The sequence below is a fragment of the Ideonella sp. genome, assembly GCF_036277275.1.
Classification (GTDB): Bacteria; Pseudomonadota; Gammaproteobacteria; order Burkholderiales; family Burkholderiaceae_C; genus Ideonella.
The window spans coordinates 63691-79942 of record NZ_DASUNH010000016.1 but is presented as its reverse complement, the minus strand read 5'-3'; the positions used below and the strand labels follow the sequence as shown (position 1 = coordinate 79942).

Genomic DNA, 16252 nt, shown 5'->3' with positions numbered 1-16252 from the left:
CCAGCCCGGCAGCCCCGAGTCCGCCAAGGCCTGCACCACCGTCCAGCTGGTCAGCGCCCCCACCATCAAAATCTCGCCGTGCGCAAAGTTGATCAGCGAGATGATCCCGTACACCATCGTGTACCCCAGCGCGACCAGCGCGTACATGCTTCCCAACACCAGTCCGTTGATGATCTGTTGTACGAAGATGTCCATCGAGCAGGTCTCCCGGAAGTGATACGGCCGGGCCAGGCAGGCCCCTGATTCGCGGGGATTGTAGGAACCGCTTACACACTCCCTCCTCGGGCTTTACCCCCTGAACAGAGTTGCCTCACCACAGCGTCGGCGACCTATGGCCGCATGCAACTGTGTTGATGAGACAGCCGCACGCGCATGGCAAATTCGAGGCCCGCGCCGCTCATTGGCGCGCAGGCTCAAGAGGCATCGGGCGGGTTGTCGTCGCCGGACTCGCGGCGTGCTTCTTCGTTGAGCCGACGCAGCTCGGACAGCTTTTCGCCGATGCGCAACTCCAGCCCACGTGGCACCGGCTCATAGAACTGCGGCGGCTCATCCAAGCCATCGGGCCAGTAGTGCTCGCCAGCGGCAAAACCACCTGCCTCGTCATGCGCATAACGGTAGCCCTGGCCATGACCCAGCGACTTCATCAGCTTCGTCGGGGCATTGCGCAAGTGCGCCGGCACCGGGCGCGTCTGGTCCTGCTTGACGAAAGCGCGCACCGCATTCCAGGCGGTGTACACGGCATTCGACTTCGGCGCCACGGCGAGGTAGACCACCGCCTGCGCCAAAGCCAGCTCGCCTTCGGGCGTGCCGAGTCGCTCGTACGTCTCCGCGGCGTCCAATGTCAGCCGCAACGCACGCGGGTCGGCATTGCCGATGTCCTCGCTGGCCATGCGCACCAGGCGGCGTGCGAGGTAGCGTGGGTCGGCGCCGCCATCGAGCATGCGCGCGAACCAGTAGAGCGAGGCGTCGGGGTCGGAGCCGCGCACCGACTTGTGCAGCGCCGAGATGGTGTCGTAGAACTGGTCGCCGCCCTTGTCGTAGCGGCGCAGTTGCTCGCCCAGCGATCGCTCCAGCATCGCCTCATCGATGCATTCGACACCGGGCCCGAGCTGCGCGACCAGGTTCTCGTAGGCGTTGAGCAGCCGGCGCGCATCCCCATCGGCATAGCCGACCAGGCGTTGCGCGGCGGCCGGTGCCAGCTCGGGCGCGACCAGCATCTGCCGAGCCCGCGTGAGCAGCAATTGCTGGTCCTCGTCTTCGAGCGACTTCAGCACGTGCACCGTCGCCCGGGAGAGCAGCGCCGAGTTGACCTCGAACGACGGGTTCTCGGTCGTCGCGCCGATGAAAGTGAACAGGCCCGATTCGACATGGGGCAAGAATGCGTCCTGCTGCGCCTTGTTGAAACGGTGCACTTCGTCGACGAAGACGATCGTGCGTTTGCCCTGCGCGCGCGCCAGCTCGGCCTGCGCGACCGCTTCGCGGATCTCCTTGACGCCCGACAGCACCGCCGACAAGACGATGAAGCGGGCGTCGACCGCCCCGGCCACCAACCGCGCCAGCGTCGTCTTGCCGACCCCCGGCGGGCCCCACAGGATCATCGAATGCAGCCGGCCCTGCTCGAACGCCACGCGCAGCGGCTTGCCCGGGCCAAGCAAGTGGGCCTGGCCGATCACTTCGTCGAGATGGCGCGGGCGCAGGCGCTCGGCCAGCGGAGCGGTGGCGGCCGAGGTGGCCAGCGGCTCGCGGCTGTCGCCGGCCTCGGGCAGGTCTTGGTCGTCGAACAGGGCGTCTTGCCGGGGCATTGACGGATTGTGGCGCGAAGCTGCGAAGCACCGAATTGCCCCGCCCGGCCGCCCTTATTCACGCTTTGGCCGAATGGTGGACGGGCGGAAACTGCTGCCTGTTGACCCCGGAAAGTCCGAAGGAGCCCCGCGATGAGCGCCCCCCCCACTGAAAACCGCCCTGCCGCCCCGGCAGGCGCCCCGGTTGCCGCCGCGGCCACGGCTGGCGCACCGCGAGAGTACCTGTCCTTCAAGCTGGGCAGCGAGGAATACGGCATCGACATCCTGCGCGTGCAGGAGATCCGCGGCTACGAATCACCGACCCGCATCGCCAACACGCAGCATTTCATCAAGGGCGTCGTGAACCTGCGCGGCGTGATCGTGCCGATCGTCGACATGCGCCTGCGCTTCCAACTGGCAGACGTCCAGTACAACAGCTTCACCGTCGTGATCATCCTGAACATCGGCAACCGCACGGTGGGCATGGTGGTCGACTCGGTCAGCGACGTGCTTGAGCTGGCCCCGGCCCAGATCAAGCATGCGCCCGAGTTCAACGGCGCGATCGACGCCTCTTACATCACCGGCCTGGGCACCATCAAGCATGGCGACGACGAGCGCATGCTGATCCTGATGGACATCGAACAGATGATGACCGCGCCCGAGATGGGCCTGATGGACGCCGACACCTCGATGCACTGAGCACTGGTCGATCGGTCTCATCGACCAAAAAAAGGGGCGCCCGCGGGGCGCCCTTGTCGTTACTGCGAGTCGCCGCCGGCTACTGTTCCGACACGTCGGCGCCGGCCGGGATGTTGAAGCTGAAGGTCGCTGCAGGCGGCGTCACCTCGGTGGTCAGCTCGTTGAGCTGCAGCAGCGAACGCTGGCCGAAACTGTCGGCGATCTCGACCGCCATCAAGGCCTTGCCCTTGAAGCCCGCCTTCAACCATTGGATCGTGCCGCCCGTTTCACGTGGCGTGGCTTGCACCCATTCGAGACCGCCCCTGTCGGGCTGGTTCTTCAGCTCGAAGGTCTTCTCGATGGATGTGCCGGTCAGCAGCGCGACTGGCGTGCTGCCCAGCGTGTCACCGACCTTGCGCACCGTGACCTGGTTCAGGTCCGGGTCGTGGAACCAGACCTTCACGCCATCGCTGACGATGGTCTGCGGATAGGGCTTGGCGTAGTCGAAGCGAAAGCGGTTCGGCCGCGCGAAGCTGAAGCTGCCCGACGACACCTTCTGCTTCTTGCCGTCGGGCGAAGTCACCGTCTGGGTGAAGTCGGACTGGCCGGATTTCACGTCGCGCACGAACCCCCGCAGCGATTCGGCCGCATCGGCCCAGGCGCCGGTGGCGGAACACACCATCGCCGTGGCGGCCACGAGGCGCGCAACAGACCCGAAACTATTCATCACGCTTGGGCAACAGGATTTCGCGGTTGCCATTGGTCGACATGGAGCTTACGAGTCCGGATTGCTCCATTTGTTCCAGCAGCCGCGCCGCGCGGTTGTAGCCGATGCGTAAATGGCGCTGCACCAGCGAGATCGAGGCCTTGCGGTGCTGCAGCACGATGGCCACGGCCTGGTCGTACATCGGGTCGGCTTCGCCGCCGCCGGCACCACCACCGCCTTCACCCGCTTCGCCGCCTTCGCCGTCGAGCGTGCCGCCTTCGAGAATGCCCTCGATGTAGTTCGCGGGGCCTTGCGCCTTCAGCGCTTCGACGACGCGATGCACCTCGTCGTCCGACACGAAGGCGCCGTGCACGCGCACCGGCAGCCCGGTGCCCGAGGCCATGTAGAGCATGTCGCCCATGCCCAGCAGCGCCTCGGCGCCCATCTGGTCGAGGATGGTGCGGCTGTCGATCTTGCTCGAGACCTGGAAGCTCAGGCGCGTCGGGATGTTGGCCTTGATCAGGCCGGTGATCACGTCGACGCTGGGGCGCTGGGTCGCCAGGATCAGGTGGATGCCGGCCGCACGCGCCTTTTGCGCCAGACGGGCGATCAGCTCTTCGACCTTCTTGCCGACGACCATCATCAGGTCGGCAAGTTCGTCGATCACGACCACGATGAACGGCAGGCGCTCCAGTGGCTCCGGCTCTTCCGGCGTCAAGCTGAAGGGGTTCGGTATCAGCTCGCCGCGGGCCTTGGCGTCGTCGATCTTCTTGTTGTAGCCGGCCAGGTTGCGCACGCCCATCTTGCTCATGAGCTTGTAGCGCCGCTCCATCTCGCCGACACACCAGTTCAGCGCGTTGCTGGCCTGCTTCATGTCGGTGACGACCGGGCACAGCAAATGGCCGATGCCTTCATAGACACTCATTTCGAGCATCTTCGGGTCGATCATGATCAGTCGCACGTCGCGCGGCTCTGCCTTGTACAGCAGGCTCAGGATCATGCCGTTGATACCGACCGACTTGCCGGAGCCGGTGGTACCGGCGACCAGGCAGTGCGGCATCTTGGCGAGATCTGCCACCACCGGCGCGCCGATGATGTCCTTGCCCAGCGCCATGGTCAGCATCGAGCCGGCATCGTTGTAGACCTGCGAGCCGAGGATCTCGGCCAGCCGAATCGTCTGCCGTTTCGCGTTCGGCAACTCCAGCGCCATCAGGTTCTTGCCGGGGATCGTCTCGACCACGCGGATCGACACCAGCGACAGCGAGCGCGCCAGGTCCTTCGCCAGATTGACGATCTGCGAGCCCTTCACGCCGGTGGCCGGCTCGATCTCGTAGCGGGTGATCACCGGGCCGGGCTGGGCCGCGACCACGCGCACTTCGACGCCGAAATCGGACAGTTTCTTCTCGATCAGCCGGCTGGTCATTTCCAGCGACTCGGGCGTGACCGTTTCGACGCGCGCCGGCGGCTTGTCCAGCAGGTCGATCTGCGGCAGCTTGTTGTCCGACAGCTCCATGAACAGCGGCTTCTGCCGCTCGCGCGCCACCCGCTCGGATTTGGGCACCTCGAGCACCGGCGGCTCGATCACGATCGGTGCGTGTTCTTCGAATTCCTCGCGGTCTTCCTCGACCTCGATCTCGCGCTCGCGCTGGGCCAGTTCACCCAGGCGCACATCTTCGGCGATCTCGCGTTTTTCGATGCGGCGCTCACGGAAGCCCTCGACCCACGCACCCAGGCCATCGGCCACACGCAGCCACGAAAAGCGCAAAGCCAGCGGCAAAGCCACCACCAGCAGGCTGATCCACAGCACCCCGGAGGCGAGAAAGCCCAACTTCATCGACAAGGGGCCGAGCCAGAAGCCGAGCACCCCGCCGGCATGGCCGGGCAGCCGCGCTTCCCAGCCATAGAGCCGCGTCCATTCGAGCGCACAACTGGCCACCAGCAGCAGGACCAGCCCACCGATGCGCGCCGAGCGCGGCCACGGTTGCAGCACCTCGCCGCGTTGCACCGCGCGCCAACCCACCCACAGCTGCCGACCACCGGCCAGCACCCACCACCAGGCCGAGAAGCCGAACAGCACCAGCAGCACGTCGGCCACCCAGGCCCCGGGTGCACCCAGCCAGTTCATCACCGGGCCACCGCTGCCGCTGGTCGAAAAGCCGGGGTCCTCCGCACGCCGGCTGACCAGGGCCAACGCGAGCGCCAACCAGGCCAGCGTCATCAGCACCTGGCGCAGGCGCTGTCGGATGGGGTGGGTGGGGGCAGCGGCAGTCCGCGCGGCACCTGCAGCGGCACCGGGCCCATTCAGTGCGGCGTTACGCCACATCGCAGGGCATCGGGACAGGGAAGGCGCCGCGGGCGCAGCGCGAATCGGGCGAAATCAGCAACGGCAAACGGTGAATCATTCCGGCATTCGGTTCTTCAACACGACCGAGCCGCTTTCCAGCGTCTCGATCACCCCGCGTTCTTCGAGGTCCTTCATCACGCGGCTGACCATCTCGCGCGAGGCGCCGACGATCTTGGCCATGTCCTGCCGCGAGACCTTGCCTTTGATGATCTTCTCGCCGTCGACGTCTTCGGCCATGTCCAGCAGCGTGCGGGCGACGCGGCCATACACATCGAGCAGGGCCAGCGATTCGATCTGGCGGTCGGCGCTGCGCAGGCGCCCGACCAAGCCACGCATGATCGCGTACGACAGGCTCGAATTCTCGGGCAGGCAACGCGCGAACTCGGGCCGGCCGAGGATCAGCATGTCGCCCTGCACTTCGCAGCGCACGGTGGCCGAGTGAGGCTGGTTGTCGATCAGGCTCATCTCGCCGACGTAGTCACCCGCTTCGAGCACCGCCAGGATCACTTCGCGGCCCCGCGAATCGGACGTCAGTACTCGCGCTCGGCCATTGAGCAGGATGAACAGCGCGTTACTTTTCTTTCCCTGCTCGACGACGATTTCGCCACGTCGGTAGCGCCGCTTGACCACGCCGTCGGCCACTGCGCGCGCCTGTTCGTTGGTCAGCATCGAGAACAACGGCACTCGGCGAATCAAGTCCAGGTTGGACAGCATCGACATCAGTCATCCCCTCTTTGTTGGCCCTTTGCATGGCATGCACGGCCCCCGCTGGCGTTATGCCCGCACCGAGGCTGGGTATGCCGGCCGCTCATTAGAATGCGGCCGACCGTATTCTTGCGCAGGCCCGAGCATATCGGTTTCCCTCGACGGGCGTCGTGTGTCCATGGTGGCCTTCACGCCACATTCGGACCACGCGGCCAGGCCTCTTGCAAGCGCCGATTCGCGCCCTCACCTGCACGCCATGAGCACTTCGACCCCCACCCACGCCAAAGTCCTGATCCTCGGTTCTGGCCCGGCCGGCTACTCGGCCGCCATCTATGCGGCCCGCGCCAACCTGAAGCCGCTGCTCGTCACCGGCATGGCCCAGGGCGGCCAGCTGATGACGACGACCGACGTCGACAACTGGCCCGCGGACGTGATGGGCGTTCAGGGCCCCGAGCTGATGCAGCGATTCCAGCAGCATGCCGAACGTTTCCAGACCCAGATCGTCTTCGACCATATCAACGAAGTCGATCTGTCGCAGCGGCCCTTCAAGCTCAAGGGCGATTCAGGCTCTTACACCTGTGATGCACTGATCATCGCCACCGGTGCCTCGGCCAAGTACCTGGGCCTGCCGTCTGAAGAGGCCTTCATGGGCCGCGGCGTCAGCGGCTGCGCCACCTGCGACGGATTCTTCTACCGCGGCGACACGGTCTGTGTCGTCGGCGGCGGCAACACCGCCGTCGAGGAAGCGCTGTACCTGTCGAACATCGCGAGCAAGGTGCACATGGTCCACCGCCGCGACAAGTTCCGCGCCGAGGCCATCCTGATCGACAAGCTGATGGACAAGGTCGCCGCCGGCAAGATCGAGCTGCACCTGTTCAAGACGCTGGACGAAGTGCTGGGCGACCAGAGCGGCGTGACCGGGGTGCGCCTGAAGGACACGATGAGCGACGCCACCACCGAGCTGGCGCTCAAGGGCTGTTTCATCGCCATCGGCCACCAGCCCAACACCGACATCTTCAAGGGCCAGGTCGACATGAAGGATGGCTACATCAACACCCGTACGGGCCAGGTCGGTTTCGCCACGATGACCAGCGTACCGGGCGTCTTCGCCGCCGGTGACGTGCAGGACCATGTCTACCGCCAGGCCATCACGTCGGCCGGCTCCGGCTGTATGGCAGCGCTGGACGCACAGCGTTTCCTGGAGCAGGAGGCCTGAGGCCGATTCCCTTGGCGCCCCAAACCGGGCTGTTGTAGAATCGCTGGTTACTTTGGGCTCTCGCCGCCCTTTCGGCGCATGTGCGTGAGTTCCAGCCGGAGCGCATGGGGCGCTGCCGTCATCAATTCAAGGAGAGCTACATGGCTCGCGTGTGTCAAGTCACGGGCAAGGGCCCGATGGTCGGGAACAATGTTTCCCACGCCAACAACAAAACGAAGCGTCGCTTCCTGCCTAACCTGCAGTACCGCCGCTTCTGGGTTGAGAGCGAGAACCGTTGGGTGCGCCTGCGCATCAGCAACGCCGCGCTGCGCCTGATCGACAAGGTCGGCATCGACCAAGTCGTCGCGGACCTGCGCGCCAAGGGCACGCTGTAAAGCGCGCCGCCCACTCAACGCACTGACAGGAGTCACGCACCATGGCAAGCAAAGGCGGCCGCGAGAAGATCAAGCTGGAGTCCACCGCGGGCACCGGCCACTTCTACACCACGAACAAGAACAAGAAGACGACGCCCGAGAAGCTCGAATTCATGAAGTTCGACCCGAAGGCGCGCAAGCACGTGCTGTACAAGGAAATCAAGCTCAAGTAGAGCCCCCACGGGCCCTCCGGGGCCCTGCCCCCCGAGGGGGCTCGCGCAGTGGACCGGCAAAGCCGGATCCACGCACGCCACTTGAAGTGGTCCGGGCTTCGCCGGACCCGCAAAGCCCGCTCAGTGCGGGCTTTTTTGTTGGGCGCCCGGCAAATGGTTGACCTCGGATGAGCACCGCAGCGCGCGGATCCTGGCTCTGCCGGTCTGTCGCTCGCTATCTCCTGGGTGACGCACCCCAGGGCCCTGATTCCCCAAAGAGAAAGCCCGCCAAAGGCGGGCTCCCTCCTTTGGGCGACCGGTGAGATCAGGCGTGTGCCGCTCGCAATTGCACTGAGAACTCGCGCAGCGCGGCGATGCCGCTTTCTTCGGCGCGGCGGCACCAGTCCTGCAGGTCGGCCACCAGTTGCTCGGCCGACACATTGGTGCGGGTCCACAGCAGGCGCAGCTCTTCACGCATCGTGACCAGCTTCTTCAGCACCGGCGCATCGTCCATCGCGCTGTCGAGCTGGGGGCGCAGGTTGCTGGGGATCTTCTCGGCGTCGCGGTGCAGCCAGCGCTCGGCGATGCGCAGGTTGGTCCATGCGGCGCCGGTCCTGGCAGCGCCTTGTGCCTTCAGGTTGGCCAACTCGATCGCACAGGTGCGGCGCAGCTGCTTGGCGTAGTTCGCCATCACCTCGTAGCGGTTGGCGATGACGGCTTCCAGCGTCTGTGAATCAGCCACCGGCTTGACCGAACCCAGCACCAGCTGCGGCGGGGTCTTACGCACCTTGGCCAGGCGCAGCATCTCCAGGCCGCGGATATAGGCCCAGCCGATGTCGAACTCGTAAGGCTTGACCGACAGCTTGGCCGACGTCGGGTAGGTGTGGTGGTTGTTGTGCAGCTCTTCGCCACCGATGATCACGCCCCAGGGCGAGACATTGGTCGATGCGTCGACCGCTTCGAAGTTGCGGTAGCCCCACCAGTGGCCCAGGCCATTGATGATGCCGGCCGCGGTGATGGGGATCCAGATCATCTGCACCGCCCAGACGGTGGCACCGATGGCCCCGAACAGCGCCAGGTTGATGACCATCATCAGTGTCACGCCCAGCGCGCTGTACTTGGTGTACAGGTTGCGCTCGATCCAGTCGTTCGGTGTGTTGTGGCCGAACTTGTCCAGCGTTTCCTGGTTCTTGGCTTCGGCACGGTACAGCTCGCTGCCGGTCAGCAGCACGGTCTTGATGCCATGCGCGACCGGGCTGTGCGGGTCGTCCTGCGTTTCGCATTTGGCGTGGTGCTTGCGGTGGATGGCCACCCACTCCTTGGTCACCATGCCGGTCGTCATCCACAGCCAGAAGCGGAAGAAATGCGACGGGATCGCGTGCAGCTCGAGCGACCGGTGCGCCTGCGAGCGGTGCAGGAAGATCGTGACCGAAGCGATGGTGATGTGGGTCAGGACCAGCGTCAGGATGACCAGCTGCCACCAGCTGGCATCGATCAAGCCATGCGCGGCCCAATCAATGAGGGCCGAGAAAATCGCTTGGAAATCGATCATGTGCGTGCTCAAGCGCCCGAGATTTGGGCCAATATCAAATTGTAGTGACGATAGTGCGCCCACCGGCGTGGGAAAAACGTAGGAAAAAGCCGGCAGTCGCGCAAGTAAATGGTGGCCACTCGCGCTTGCTCAAGCCCGGCGCTGCCAGGCGGCAGCAAAGAAGCCGTCGGTCTGATGGCGGTGCGGCCACAGGCGCAGGTGATCGCCTGACACCAGTTCGTCTGCCCGCTCGACCTGGGCGGCAGCCAGCGCGGGCGCTGCAGGTAACGGCTCGAAGTCGGGATGAGCGGCGCTGAATGCGACGGCAACGGCCTCGTTCTCGCTGCTCAACAGGCTGCAGGTGGCGTAGACCAGTCGTCCACCCGGCTTGACCAGGCGCGCAGCGCTGGCCAGGATGTCGCGCTGCTTGGCGTTCATTTCTTCAATCGCCTTGGGCGATTGACGCCATTTGAGGTCGGGGTTGCGGCGCAAGGTGCCGAGACCCGAGCACGGTGCATCGACCAGCACGCGGTCGATCTTGCCGGCCAGGCGCTTGATGCGCTCATCGCGCTCATGAGCAATTTGTGCCGGGTAGACGTTGGACAGGCCGCTGCGCGCCAGGCGAGGCTTGAGCCCTTCGAGCCGGTGGCCCGAGACGTCGAAGGCGTACAGGCGGCCGGTGTTGCGCATCAGCGCACCCAACGCCAGCGTTTTGCCGCCAGCTCCGGCGCAGAAGTCGACCACCATCTCGCCGCGTTTGGGCGCGAGCAGCAGCGCCAACAACTGGCTGCCTTCGTCCTGCACCTCGACATCGCCACGGATGAACGGCTCGAGTTTTTGCAGTGCCGGCTTGCCCTCGATGCGCAGGCCCCATGGCGAATAGGGCGTGATCTGAGCGTCGATGCCTGCCTCGGCCAGCGCGACGCGGACGTCCTCGCGTTTGGCTTTCAGCGTGTTGACCCGCAAGTCCAGGTGGGCGGCCTGTTCGATGGCCTTGACCAATGGCCAGAACTCGTCGCCCACTTCCTTCTTCAGCGCCGACGCCAGCCAGTCCGGCAGGTTGTGGCGCAGCTTTTCGGGCAACCCCTCGACATCGATCGCCTGGACTTCGGCCAGCCACTTCTGCTCTTGCGGGCCCAGCGCCCCACGCAGGAAGGTGTCGCTGCCTTGCCAGGCCAGCGCGGCCAGGCGCCGCTCCAGCGCGCCGCTGCCGCTTTGTGCCAGGTGTGCCAGGCGCAGACGCTGGCGCAGCACGGCATAGGTGGTCTCGGCCAGGCTATGGCGCTCGCGCTGGCCCAGGCCGCGGTGGCGACGGAAGAAGGCCGAAACGACGGCGTCGGCCGGTTGATCGAGCTTGAGCACCTGGCGCAACAACTCGGTGGCCAGGTCCAGCAGGGCATTAGGATGCATGGCCGGATTATCCCCGTGCCTTGCAGCGGCCCGAACGACGGCACGCATTCACGCGTGCGGTGGCTGCGCAAACCCCGATGGCGCGACCATCAACCGCTCGATGCGCCGGGCTCGTGTTGCTGCAGGCGGTGCTGTCGCTCGGCTTCAATGCCGCGATCCTCGCGCTCGCGATCAACACCGCGAGCCGGCTTGTTGCCGTCGTTCAGCTGACTGACTGCTCCGGCCAAAGCACCTGCGACACGCCGTCCACGTGCGTGACCACTCCGTCCGCCAGCTTCAGCCTACCTTCGACGAACCAGCGCACCGCGAGCGGATACACCACGTGCTCGCGCGCCAGCACGCGGGCCGACAGCGTGTCTTCGGAGTCGCCTGGCAGCACCGGCACCGCGGCCTGCGCGACGATCGGCCCGTGGTCCAGTTCGGGCGTCACGAAGTGCACGGTCAAGCCCGCCAGCTTGCAGCCCGCCTCGATCGCGCGGCGATGGGTGTGCAGCCCGGTGAAGGCCGGCAGCAGCGACGGGTGCACATTCAGCATGCGCCCCTCGAAGTGGCGCACGAAACCGGCACCGAGGATGCGCATGAAGCCGGCCAGCACCAGCAGATCCGGCGACCAGAGGTCGATCACCCTGGCCAGCTCGGCATCGAAGGCCTCGCGGGTCGTGAAAGCCTTGTGGTCGACAACCGCCGTCACGATCCCGCGCTCGGCGGCCCAGGCCAGACCCGCCGCCTCGGCCTTGTTGCTGACCACGCCGACCACTTGCGCCGGCCAGCCCTCGGCGGCGCAACGCTCGACGATCGCCTGCATGTTGCTGCCGCGGCCGGACAGCAGGATCACGATTCGCTTCATAGAGGCGCAAGAGTGTAAGCGGGCCACCTGACGGGTATCCATCGTCTGAGAGAATCATCGGCCGCTTCACTGAGCCTGCCCGGCCTTTGCCCACATGGTCACGCGACCTCGCGTTCTCTCCGGCATGCGCCCCACAGGCGCGCTGCACCTCGGCCACTACCACGGCGCGCTGAAGAACTGGGTACGGCTGCAGGACGACCACGATTGCTTCTTCTTCGTCGCCGACTGGCACGCGCTGACCACGCACTACCAGGAGCGCGAGGTCATCGAGCGCAATGTCTACGACATGGTGGTCGATTGGCTCGCCGCGGGCATCGACCCGAACCGCGCCACCCTGTTCATCCAGAGCCGCATCCCGGAGCACGCCGAGCTGTTCACGCTGCTCGCGATGGGCACGCCGCTGAGCTGGCTGGAACGCGTGCCGAGCTACAAGCACCAGATCACGACGCAGCCGAACCGCGATCTCGCGACCTACGGCTTCCTCGGCTACCCGCTGCTGCAGGCGGCCGACATCCTGATCTACCGCGCCAACTTCGTGCCGGTCGGCGAAGACCAGGCCGCCCACGTGGAAGTGACGCGTGAAGTGGCGCGCCGCTTCAACCACCTGTACGGCCGCGGCCAGGCCGAGCCGGTGCTGCCCGAGCCAGCCGCACTGTTCACCGAAACCGCGAAGCTGCCGGGCCTGGATGGCGAGAAGATGAGCAAGAGTTCGGACAACACGATCGAGATGCGCGAAGAGCCCGAGGTCGTCGCGCAGAAGATCCGCCGCATGCCGACCGACCCGCAGCGAGTGCGCCGCAGCGATGCCGGCGACCCGGCGCGTTGCCCGGTCTGGCCCTTTCACCAGCTCTATTCGAATGCTGACACTCAGGCCTGGGCACGCGAGGGTTGCACCACCGCCGGCATCGGCTGTCTGGACTGCAAGCAGCCGGTGATCGAGGCGATCCAGCGCGAGCAGCAACCCTGGCGCGAACGCGCCGAGGCCTACCTGTCGAATCCGAAGCAGGTGCACTGGATCGTCGAGATGGGCACCGAGCGGGCGCGCACCATCGCCAGGCAGACGATGAAGGACGTGCGCGACGCGATGGGGCTGGCGTACTGACGATGCACTCGTCGATGTCCGCCCCGCTGCTGATGCTGTTGGCATCGCTGCTGTTCTCGATCATGGGCGTCTGCGTCAAGCTGGCGTCGGCCTACTACGGCGCGGGCGAGATCGTGCTGTATCGCAGCCTGGTCGGTGCCGTGTTCATTCTGGGCTTGACGCGGGTGCGCGGCGGCAGCTTGCGCACAAGCGTGCCGGGCATGCACTTCTGGCGCAGCACGATCGGCGTGTTGTCGCTGGTGCTGTGGTTCTATTCGATCGGCAAGTTGCCGCTGGCCACCGCGATCACGCTGAACTACATGAGCTCGGTGTGGATGGCCATGTTCCTGATCGGCGGAGCGGTGATGTTCGGCGCCGCCAAGGTCGACCACCGGTTGACCGCGACCGTCCTGACGGGCTTTCTCGGCGTGGCGCTGGTGCTGCAGCCAACGATCGAGCATGACCAGTTCCAAGGCGCGTTGGCGGGCCTCACCTCCGGCCTCGGCGCGGCCATGGCCTACATGCAGGTCACCGCGCTCGGTCGCGCCGGCGAGCCCGAGTATCGCGTGGTCTTCTACTTCTCGCTGGGCGGCATCATCGCCGGCAGCTTGCTGATGTTCACCAGCGGCGCACACGGCCACACCTGGTACGGCGCGACATTGCTGCTGGCCATCGGCGTCCTGGCCACCGTGGCGCAGATGATGATGACGCGGGCCTATGCGATCGGCCGCGCGCTGACCAATGCCAGCCTGCAGTACCTCGGCATCGCCTTCTCGTTCATCTTCGGCGTGCTGATCTTCGATGATCCCGTCACGCCGGTCGCGCTGGCCGGCATGGTGCTGATCGTCGGTGCCGGCCTGGCCGCCACCCGGCTGCGCCAGCGCAGCGCGCCCGCCGCAGGCGATTCCTCCAGCTTCGAATCCTGAGGTTTTTTCACCATGCCCTTGCCCACACCTTTGATCAGCGCCCCCGCCCTGCTCGCCTTACTGGGCCGCGGCGAGTTCTGGCCGGTCGTGCTCGATTGCAGCTTCGACCTGGCCGACAGCCAAGCCGGTGAAAAGGCCTACGCTCACGGCCACCTGCCCGGGGCACGCTATGCCCATCTGGATCGCGATTTATCCGGGCCGAAGACGGCCCGCGGCGCCATCGATGGCGGCCGCCATCCGCTGCCGGCGCGCGAGGCCTTTGCCGCCACGCTGACTGCGTGGGGCATCGGGCCCGACACGCCGGTGGTCGCCTACGATGCTCAAGGCGGCCCCTACGCCGCGCGCGCATGGTGGTTGCTGCGCTGGCTGGGCCACAGCAACGTCGCCGTGTTGGACGGGGGCTTGGCAGCGTGGCAAGCCGCGGGTGGGCCGATCGACCGTGAGTCCCATCGGCCCGAGCCGGCCGCCGCGCCCTACCCGCTTCGGGCACCGGCGATGCCCACCGTACCGGCTGAGCGCCTGCTGGCAGCACCGGCAGCGGCGCTGGTGATCGACGCGCGCGCGCCGGAGCGGTTTCGCGGGGATGTCGAACCGCTGGACTCCCAGGCCGGCCACATTCCCGGCGCACGCAATCGCTTCTTCAAGAACAACCTCGCCACGGACGGGCGCTTCCTGCCGGCAGACGAGCTGCGAAAGGTTTTTGCAGCATTCGGTGTGCCTCCAGGGAACGTCGTTCACCAATGCGGGTCGGGCGTGACAGCCTGCCACAACCTGCTCGCAATGGAGGCCGCCGGCCTGGCCGGCTCGGCGCTGTATCCGGGCTCATGGAGCGAATGGTCGAGCGACCCCGCGCGGCCGGTAGCGCGAGGCTGAGTCTTCGGACGTCGGCGAGGCCCGACACCGCGTGTGCTTGACGGGTATCAAGACAAGCGACGCCAAACGAGCAACACTGCGCAATGGGCCGGGCAGTTCCGGCGCGCCAGCGAAGGAGAGCAGCATGTACCGCAACATCCTGGTTCCCACTGACGGGTCCGATATCACCTCCAAGGCCGTCAAGACAGCCATCGGCCTGGCCAAGATTCTGGGGGCCAAGCTGTCGACGATCAGTGTCAAGGAGCCCTTCCCCTACAGCGCGATCTCCGAAATGCAGCCAGTGCCGCCGCAGGAGTTCTATGACGCGCAGGAACGCATTGCGGCGGCGCGGGTGAAGTCGGTCGTCGACGCAGCGGCGCTGGAAGGCCTCAACTGCTCGGGCCACACGGTCGAAGCATTGCACCCCTGGGAGGCGATCACCGACCATGCCAAAGCCGAAGGTTGCGACCTGATCGTGATGGCCTCACATGGCCGGCGCGGCGTCAGCGCGCTGCTGCTGGGCAGCGAAACCCAGAAGGTGCTGACACACAGTGCGGTGCCGATCCTGATCGTCAAGTAGCACCCGGCGGACTGACGCTGCGCCGCCGCGCCGTCAGTCGTGCATCAGGCGGGTGGCCGACAAGACCAGCAGCAGCCCGGCACCTATCCAGGCGACTTGCGCCAGGATCTCGCGCCAGGGCAAGTGGCGCTGCATCTGCGGGATCAGGTCTGCCACGGCCACGTAGATGAAGCTGCTGGACGCCACCACCAGCAGGTACGGAAAGACCTCGTACCAGGCGCCGACCACGAAGTAGCCCAAGACACCGCCGACCACTGCGGTGAGCCCGGACGCGGCGTTGTACAGCAGCGCCTTGCGGCGGCTGAAGCCGGCGTTGATCAGCACGATGGTATCGCCCACCTCTTGCGGAATCTCGTGCAGGATCACCGCGAGCGAAGTCGTGACCCCCAGCTCCGGGCTGACCAGGAAGGCCGCCGCGATGATGATCCCATCGCAGAAGTTGTGGATGCTGTCGCCAACGAGCACACTGAAGCCGCCTCGGCCGGCTTGTTCGGCGTCGAAATGATGGTGGTGCTCATGCCCATCGCCCTCATGGTGGTGGGCATGCCGATACAACTCGGCCTTCTCGAGCAAGAAGAAGAACAACAGGCCGAGCAGCAAGGTGGTGAACAACGCGTGCGGGCTGGCCTTCTGGCTTTCGAAGGCCTCGGGCAGCACATGCAGCAGCGCGGTGGCCAGCAAGACCCCAGTCGACAGGCTGACGAGGTGCTTGACCAGCTTGCCGAGCGCGGCAAAGGTCATCGACGCGGCGATCACGACCGACAACACCCCGCCGATCAGCGTGGCAGCAACGATGTAGAGCAGGGTCATGGGGGCTCGGGAGAAAACGAAAACCCGCCCGACATGGGCGCGGCGGCACTTGTCAGGACCTGGCTCTGAACCACACCCCGGGCCTTGAACCCAGCCTCACGACGCCCTGGCTCCCCTCCGATGGGAAGGGAAGGCGCGCGCCCGGGTGGCCCGCAAACGCGCGCTGTCGCGCGGCCACACCACGATGGTCAAAGCCGCGTTCATCTTATCAACCGTGTCA

At 66.0% G+C, this 16252-nt stretch carries 17 protein-coding genes; 8 read left to right on the top strand and 9 right to left on the bottom strand.

Going from position 1 to position 16252, the window contains the following annotated elements; genetic code table 11:
• Positions 1 to 195 (bottom strand): ABC transporter permease subunit (locus VFY73_RS03510; RefSeq protein WP_414654385.1); only part of this gene is annotated, 195 nt, incomplete at its 3' end.
• 218 nt (positions 196 to 413) lie between these two features.
• Positions 414 to 1802, bottom strand: coding sequence for a replication-associated recombination protein A (locus tag VFY73_RS03505; RefSeq protein WP_329716524.1), 1389 nt, complete (start codon positions 1800 to 1802; stop codon positions 414 to 416).
• Positions 1803 to 1934: 132 nt separating this feature from the next.
• Between VFY73_RS03505 and VFY73_RS03500 the strand changes: the two genes are divergently transcribed.
• Complete coding sequence (locus VFY73_RS03500) at positions 1935 to 2480, top strand: chemotaxis protein CheW (protein WP_329716523.1); 546 nt, start codon at positions 1935 to 1937, stop codon at positions 2478 to 2480.
• Positions 2481 to 2559: 79 nt separating this feature from the next.
• Here the strand turns inward: VFY73_RS03500 and lolA are convergent, their stop codons facing one another.
• The 3 genes from lolA to VFY73_RS03485 all read right to left on the bottom strand — a co-directional run bounded on the left by lolA (position 2560) and on the right by VFY73_RS03485 (position 6229).
• The gene (lolA, locus tag VFY73_RS03495; RefSeq protein WP_329716522.1) at positions 2560 to 3186 is read right to left on the bottom strand and encodes an outer membrane lipoprotein chaperone LolA; all 627 of its coding nucleotides are present in this window, start codon (positions 3184 to 3186) and stop codon (positions 2560 to 2562) included.
• Positions 3179 to 5488, bottom strand: a complete 2310-nt coding sequence (locus tag VFY73_RS03490) for a DNA translocase FtsK (protein WP_414654384.1) — start codon at positions 5486 to 5488, stop codon at positions 3179 to 3181. Before VFY73_RS03490 ends, lolA begins: the two co-directional genes overlap by 8 nt.
• 75 nt (positions 5489 to 5563) lie before the next feature.
• Positions 5564 to 6229, bottom strand: coding sequence for a Crp/Fnr family transcriptional regulator (locus VFY73_RS03485; protein ID WP_329716521.1), 666 nt, complete (start codon positions 6227 to 6229; stop codon positions 5564 to 5566).
• 241 nt (positions 6230 to 6470) lie between these two features.
• Here VFY73_RS03485 and trxB point away from each other — a divergent pair, with 241 nt between their 5' ends.
• From trxB to rpmG, 3 genes are all read left to right on the top strand, one after another.
• Positions 6471 to 7430: a thioredoxin-disulfide reductase gene (trxB, locus tag VFY73_RS03480; protein ID WP_329716520.1), complete on the top strand. Its 960-nt coding sequence runs from the start codon at positions 6471 to 6473 to the stop codon at positions 7428 to 7430.
• A 140-nt stretch (positions 7431 to 7570) separates the two neighbouring features.
• Positions 7571 to 7804, top strand: coding sequence for a 50S ribosomal protein L28 (rpmB, locus tag VFY73_RS03475; RefSeq protein WP_329716519.1), 234 nt, complete (start codon positions 7571 to 7573; stop codon positions 7802 to 7804).
• A gap of 41 nt (positions 7805 to 7845) precedes the next feature.
• Positions 7846 to 8016, top strand: coding sequence for a 50S ribosomal protein L33 (gene rpmG / locus VFY73_RS03470; RefSeq protein ID WP_025564431.1), 171 nt, complete (start codon positions 7846 to 7848; stop codon positions 8014 to 8016).
• A 304-nt stretch (positions 8017 to 8320) separates the two neighbouring features.
• On the opposite strand, the gene VFY73_RS03465 is transcribed toward rpmG, so the two are convergent.
• The 3 genes from VFY73_RS03465 to purN form a co-directional block, all read right to left on the bottom strand.
• Positions 8321 to 9547 carry a DesA family fatty acid desaturase gene (locus VFY73_RS03465; RefSeq protein WP_329716518.1) on the bottom strand — a complete coding sequence of 409 codons (1227 nt, stop codon included), beginning with the start codon at positions 9545 to 9547 and terminating at the stop codon, positions 8321 to 8323.
• 129 nt (positions 9548 to 9676) lie between these two features.
• On the bottom strand, positions 9677 to 10936 hold the full coding sequence (locus VFY73_RS03460; RefSeq protein ID WP_329716517.1) for an RsmB/NOP family class I SAM-dependent RNA methyltransferase: 1260 nt from the start codon (positions 10934 to 10936) through the stop codon (positions 9677 to 9679).
• 202 nt (positions 10937 to 11138) lie between these two features.
• Positions 11139 to 11783, bottom strand: coding sequence for a phosphoribosylglycinamide formyltransferase (gene purN, locus VFY73_RS03455; protein WP_329716516.1), 645 nt, complete (start codon positions 11781 to 11783; stop codon positions 11139 to 11141).
• A 94-nt stretch (positions 11784 to 11877) separates the two neighbouring features.
• On the opposite strand from purN, the gene trpS reads away from it, so the two are divergent.
• The 4 genes from trpS to VFY73_RS03435 all read left to right on the top strand — a co-directional run bounded on the left by trpS (position 11878) and on the right by VFY73_RS03435 (position 15222).
• Positions 11878 to 12885, top strand: a complete 1008-nt coding sequence (gene trpS / locus VFY73_RS03450; RefSeq protein WP_329716515.1) for a tryptophan--tRNA ligase — start codon at positions 11878 to 11880, stop codon at positions 12883 to 12885.
• Between the two features lie 14 nt (positions 12886 to 12899).
• Positions 12900 to 13790 carry a DMT family transporter gene (locus tag VFY73_RS03445; protein ID WP_329716514.1) on the top strand — a complete coding sequence of 297 codons (891 nt, stop codon included), beginning with the start codon at positions 12900 to 12902 and terminating at the stop codon, positions 13788 to 13790.
• Between the two features lie 12 nt (positions 13791 to 13802).
• Positions 13803 to 14663 (top strand): sulfurtransferase, encoded by an 861-nt coding sequence (locus VFY73_RS03440; RefSeq protein ID WP_329716513.1) that lies wholly within the window; start codon positions 13803 to 13805, stop codon positions 14661 to 14663.
• A gap of 124 nt (positions 14664 to 14787) precedes the next feature.
• Positions 14788 to 15222 carry a universal stress protein gene (locus tag VFY73_RS03435; RefSeq protein WP_329716512.1) on the top strand — a complete coding sequence of 145 codons (435 nt, stop codon included), beginning with the start codon at positions 14788 to 14790 and terminating at the stop codon, positions 15220 to 15222.
• A 33-nt stretch (positions 15223 to 15255) separates the two neighbouring features.
• Here VFY73_RS03435 and VFY73_RS03430 read toward each other — a convergent pair whose 3' ends face one another.
• Complete coding sequence (locus VFY73_RS03430) at positions 15256 to 16032, bottom strand: ZIP family metal transporter (RefSeq protein ID WP_329716511.1); 777 nt, start codon at positions 16030 to 16032, stop codon at positions 15256 to 15258.
• Positions 16033 to 16252: the final 220 nt, after the last annotated feature.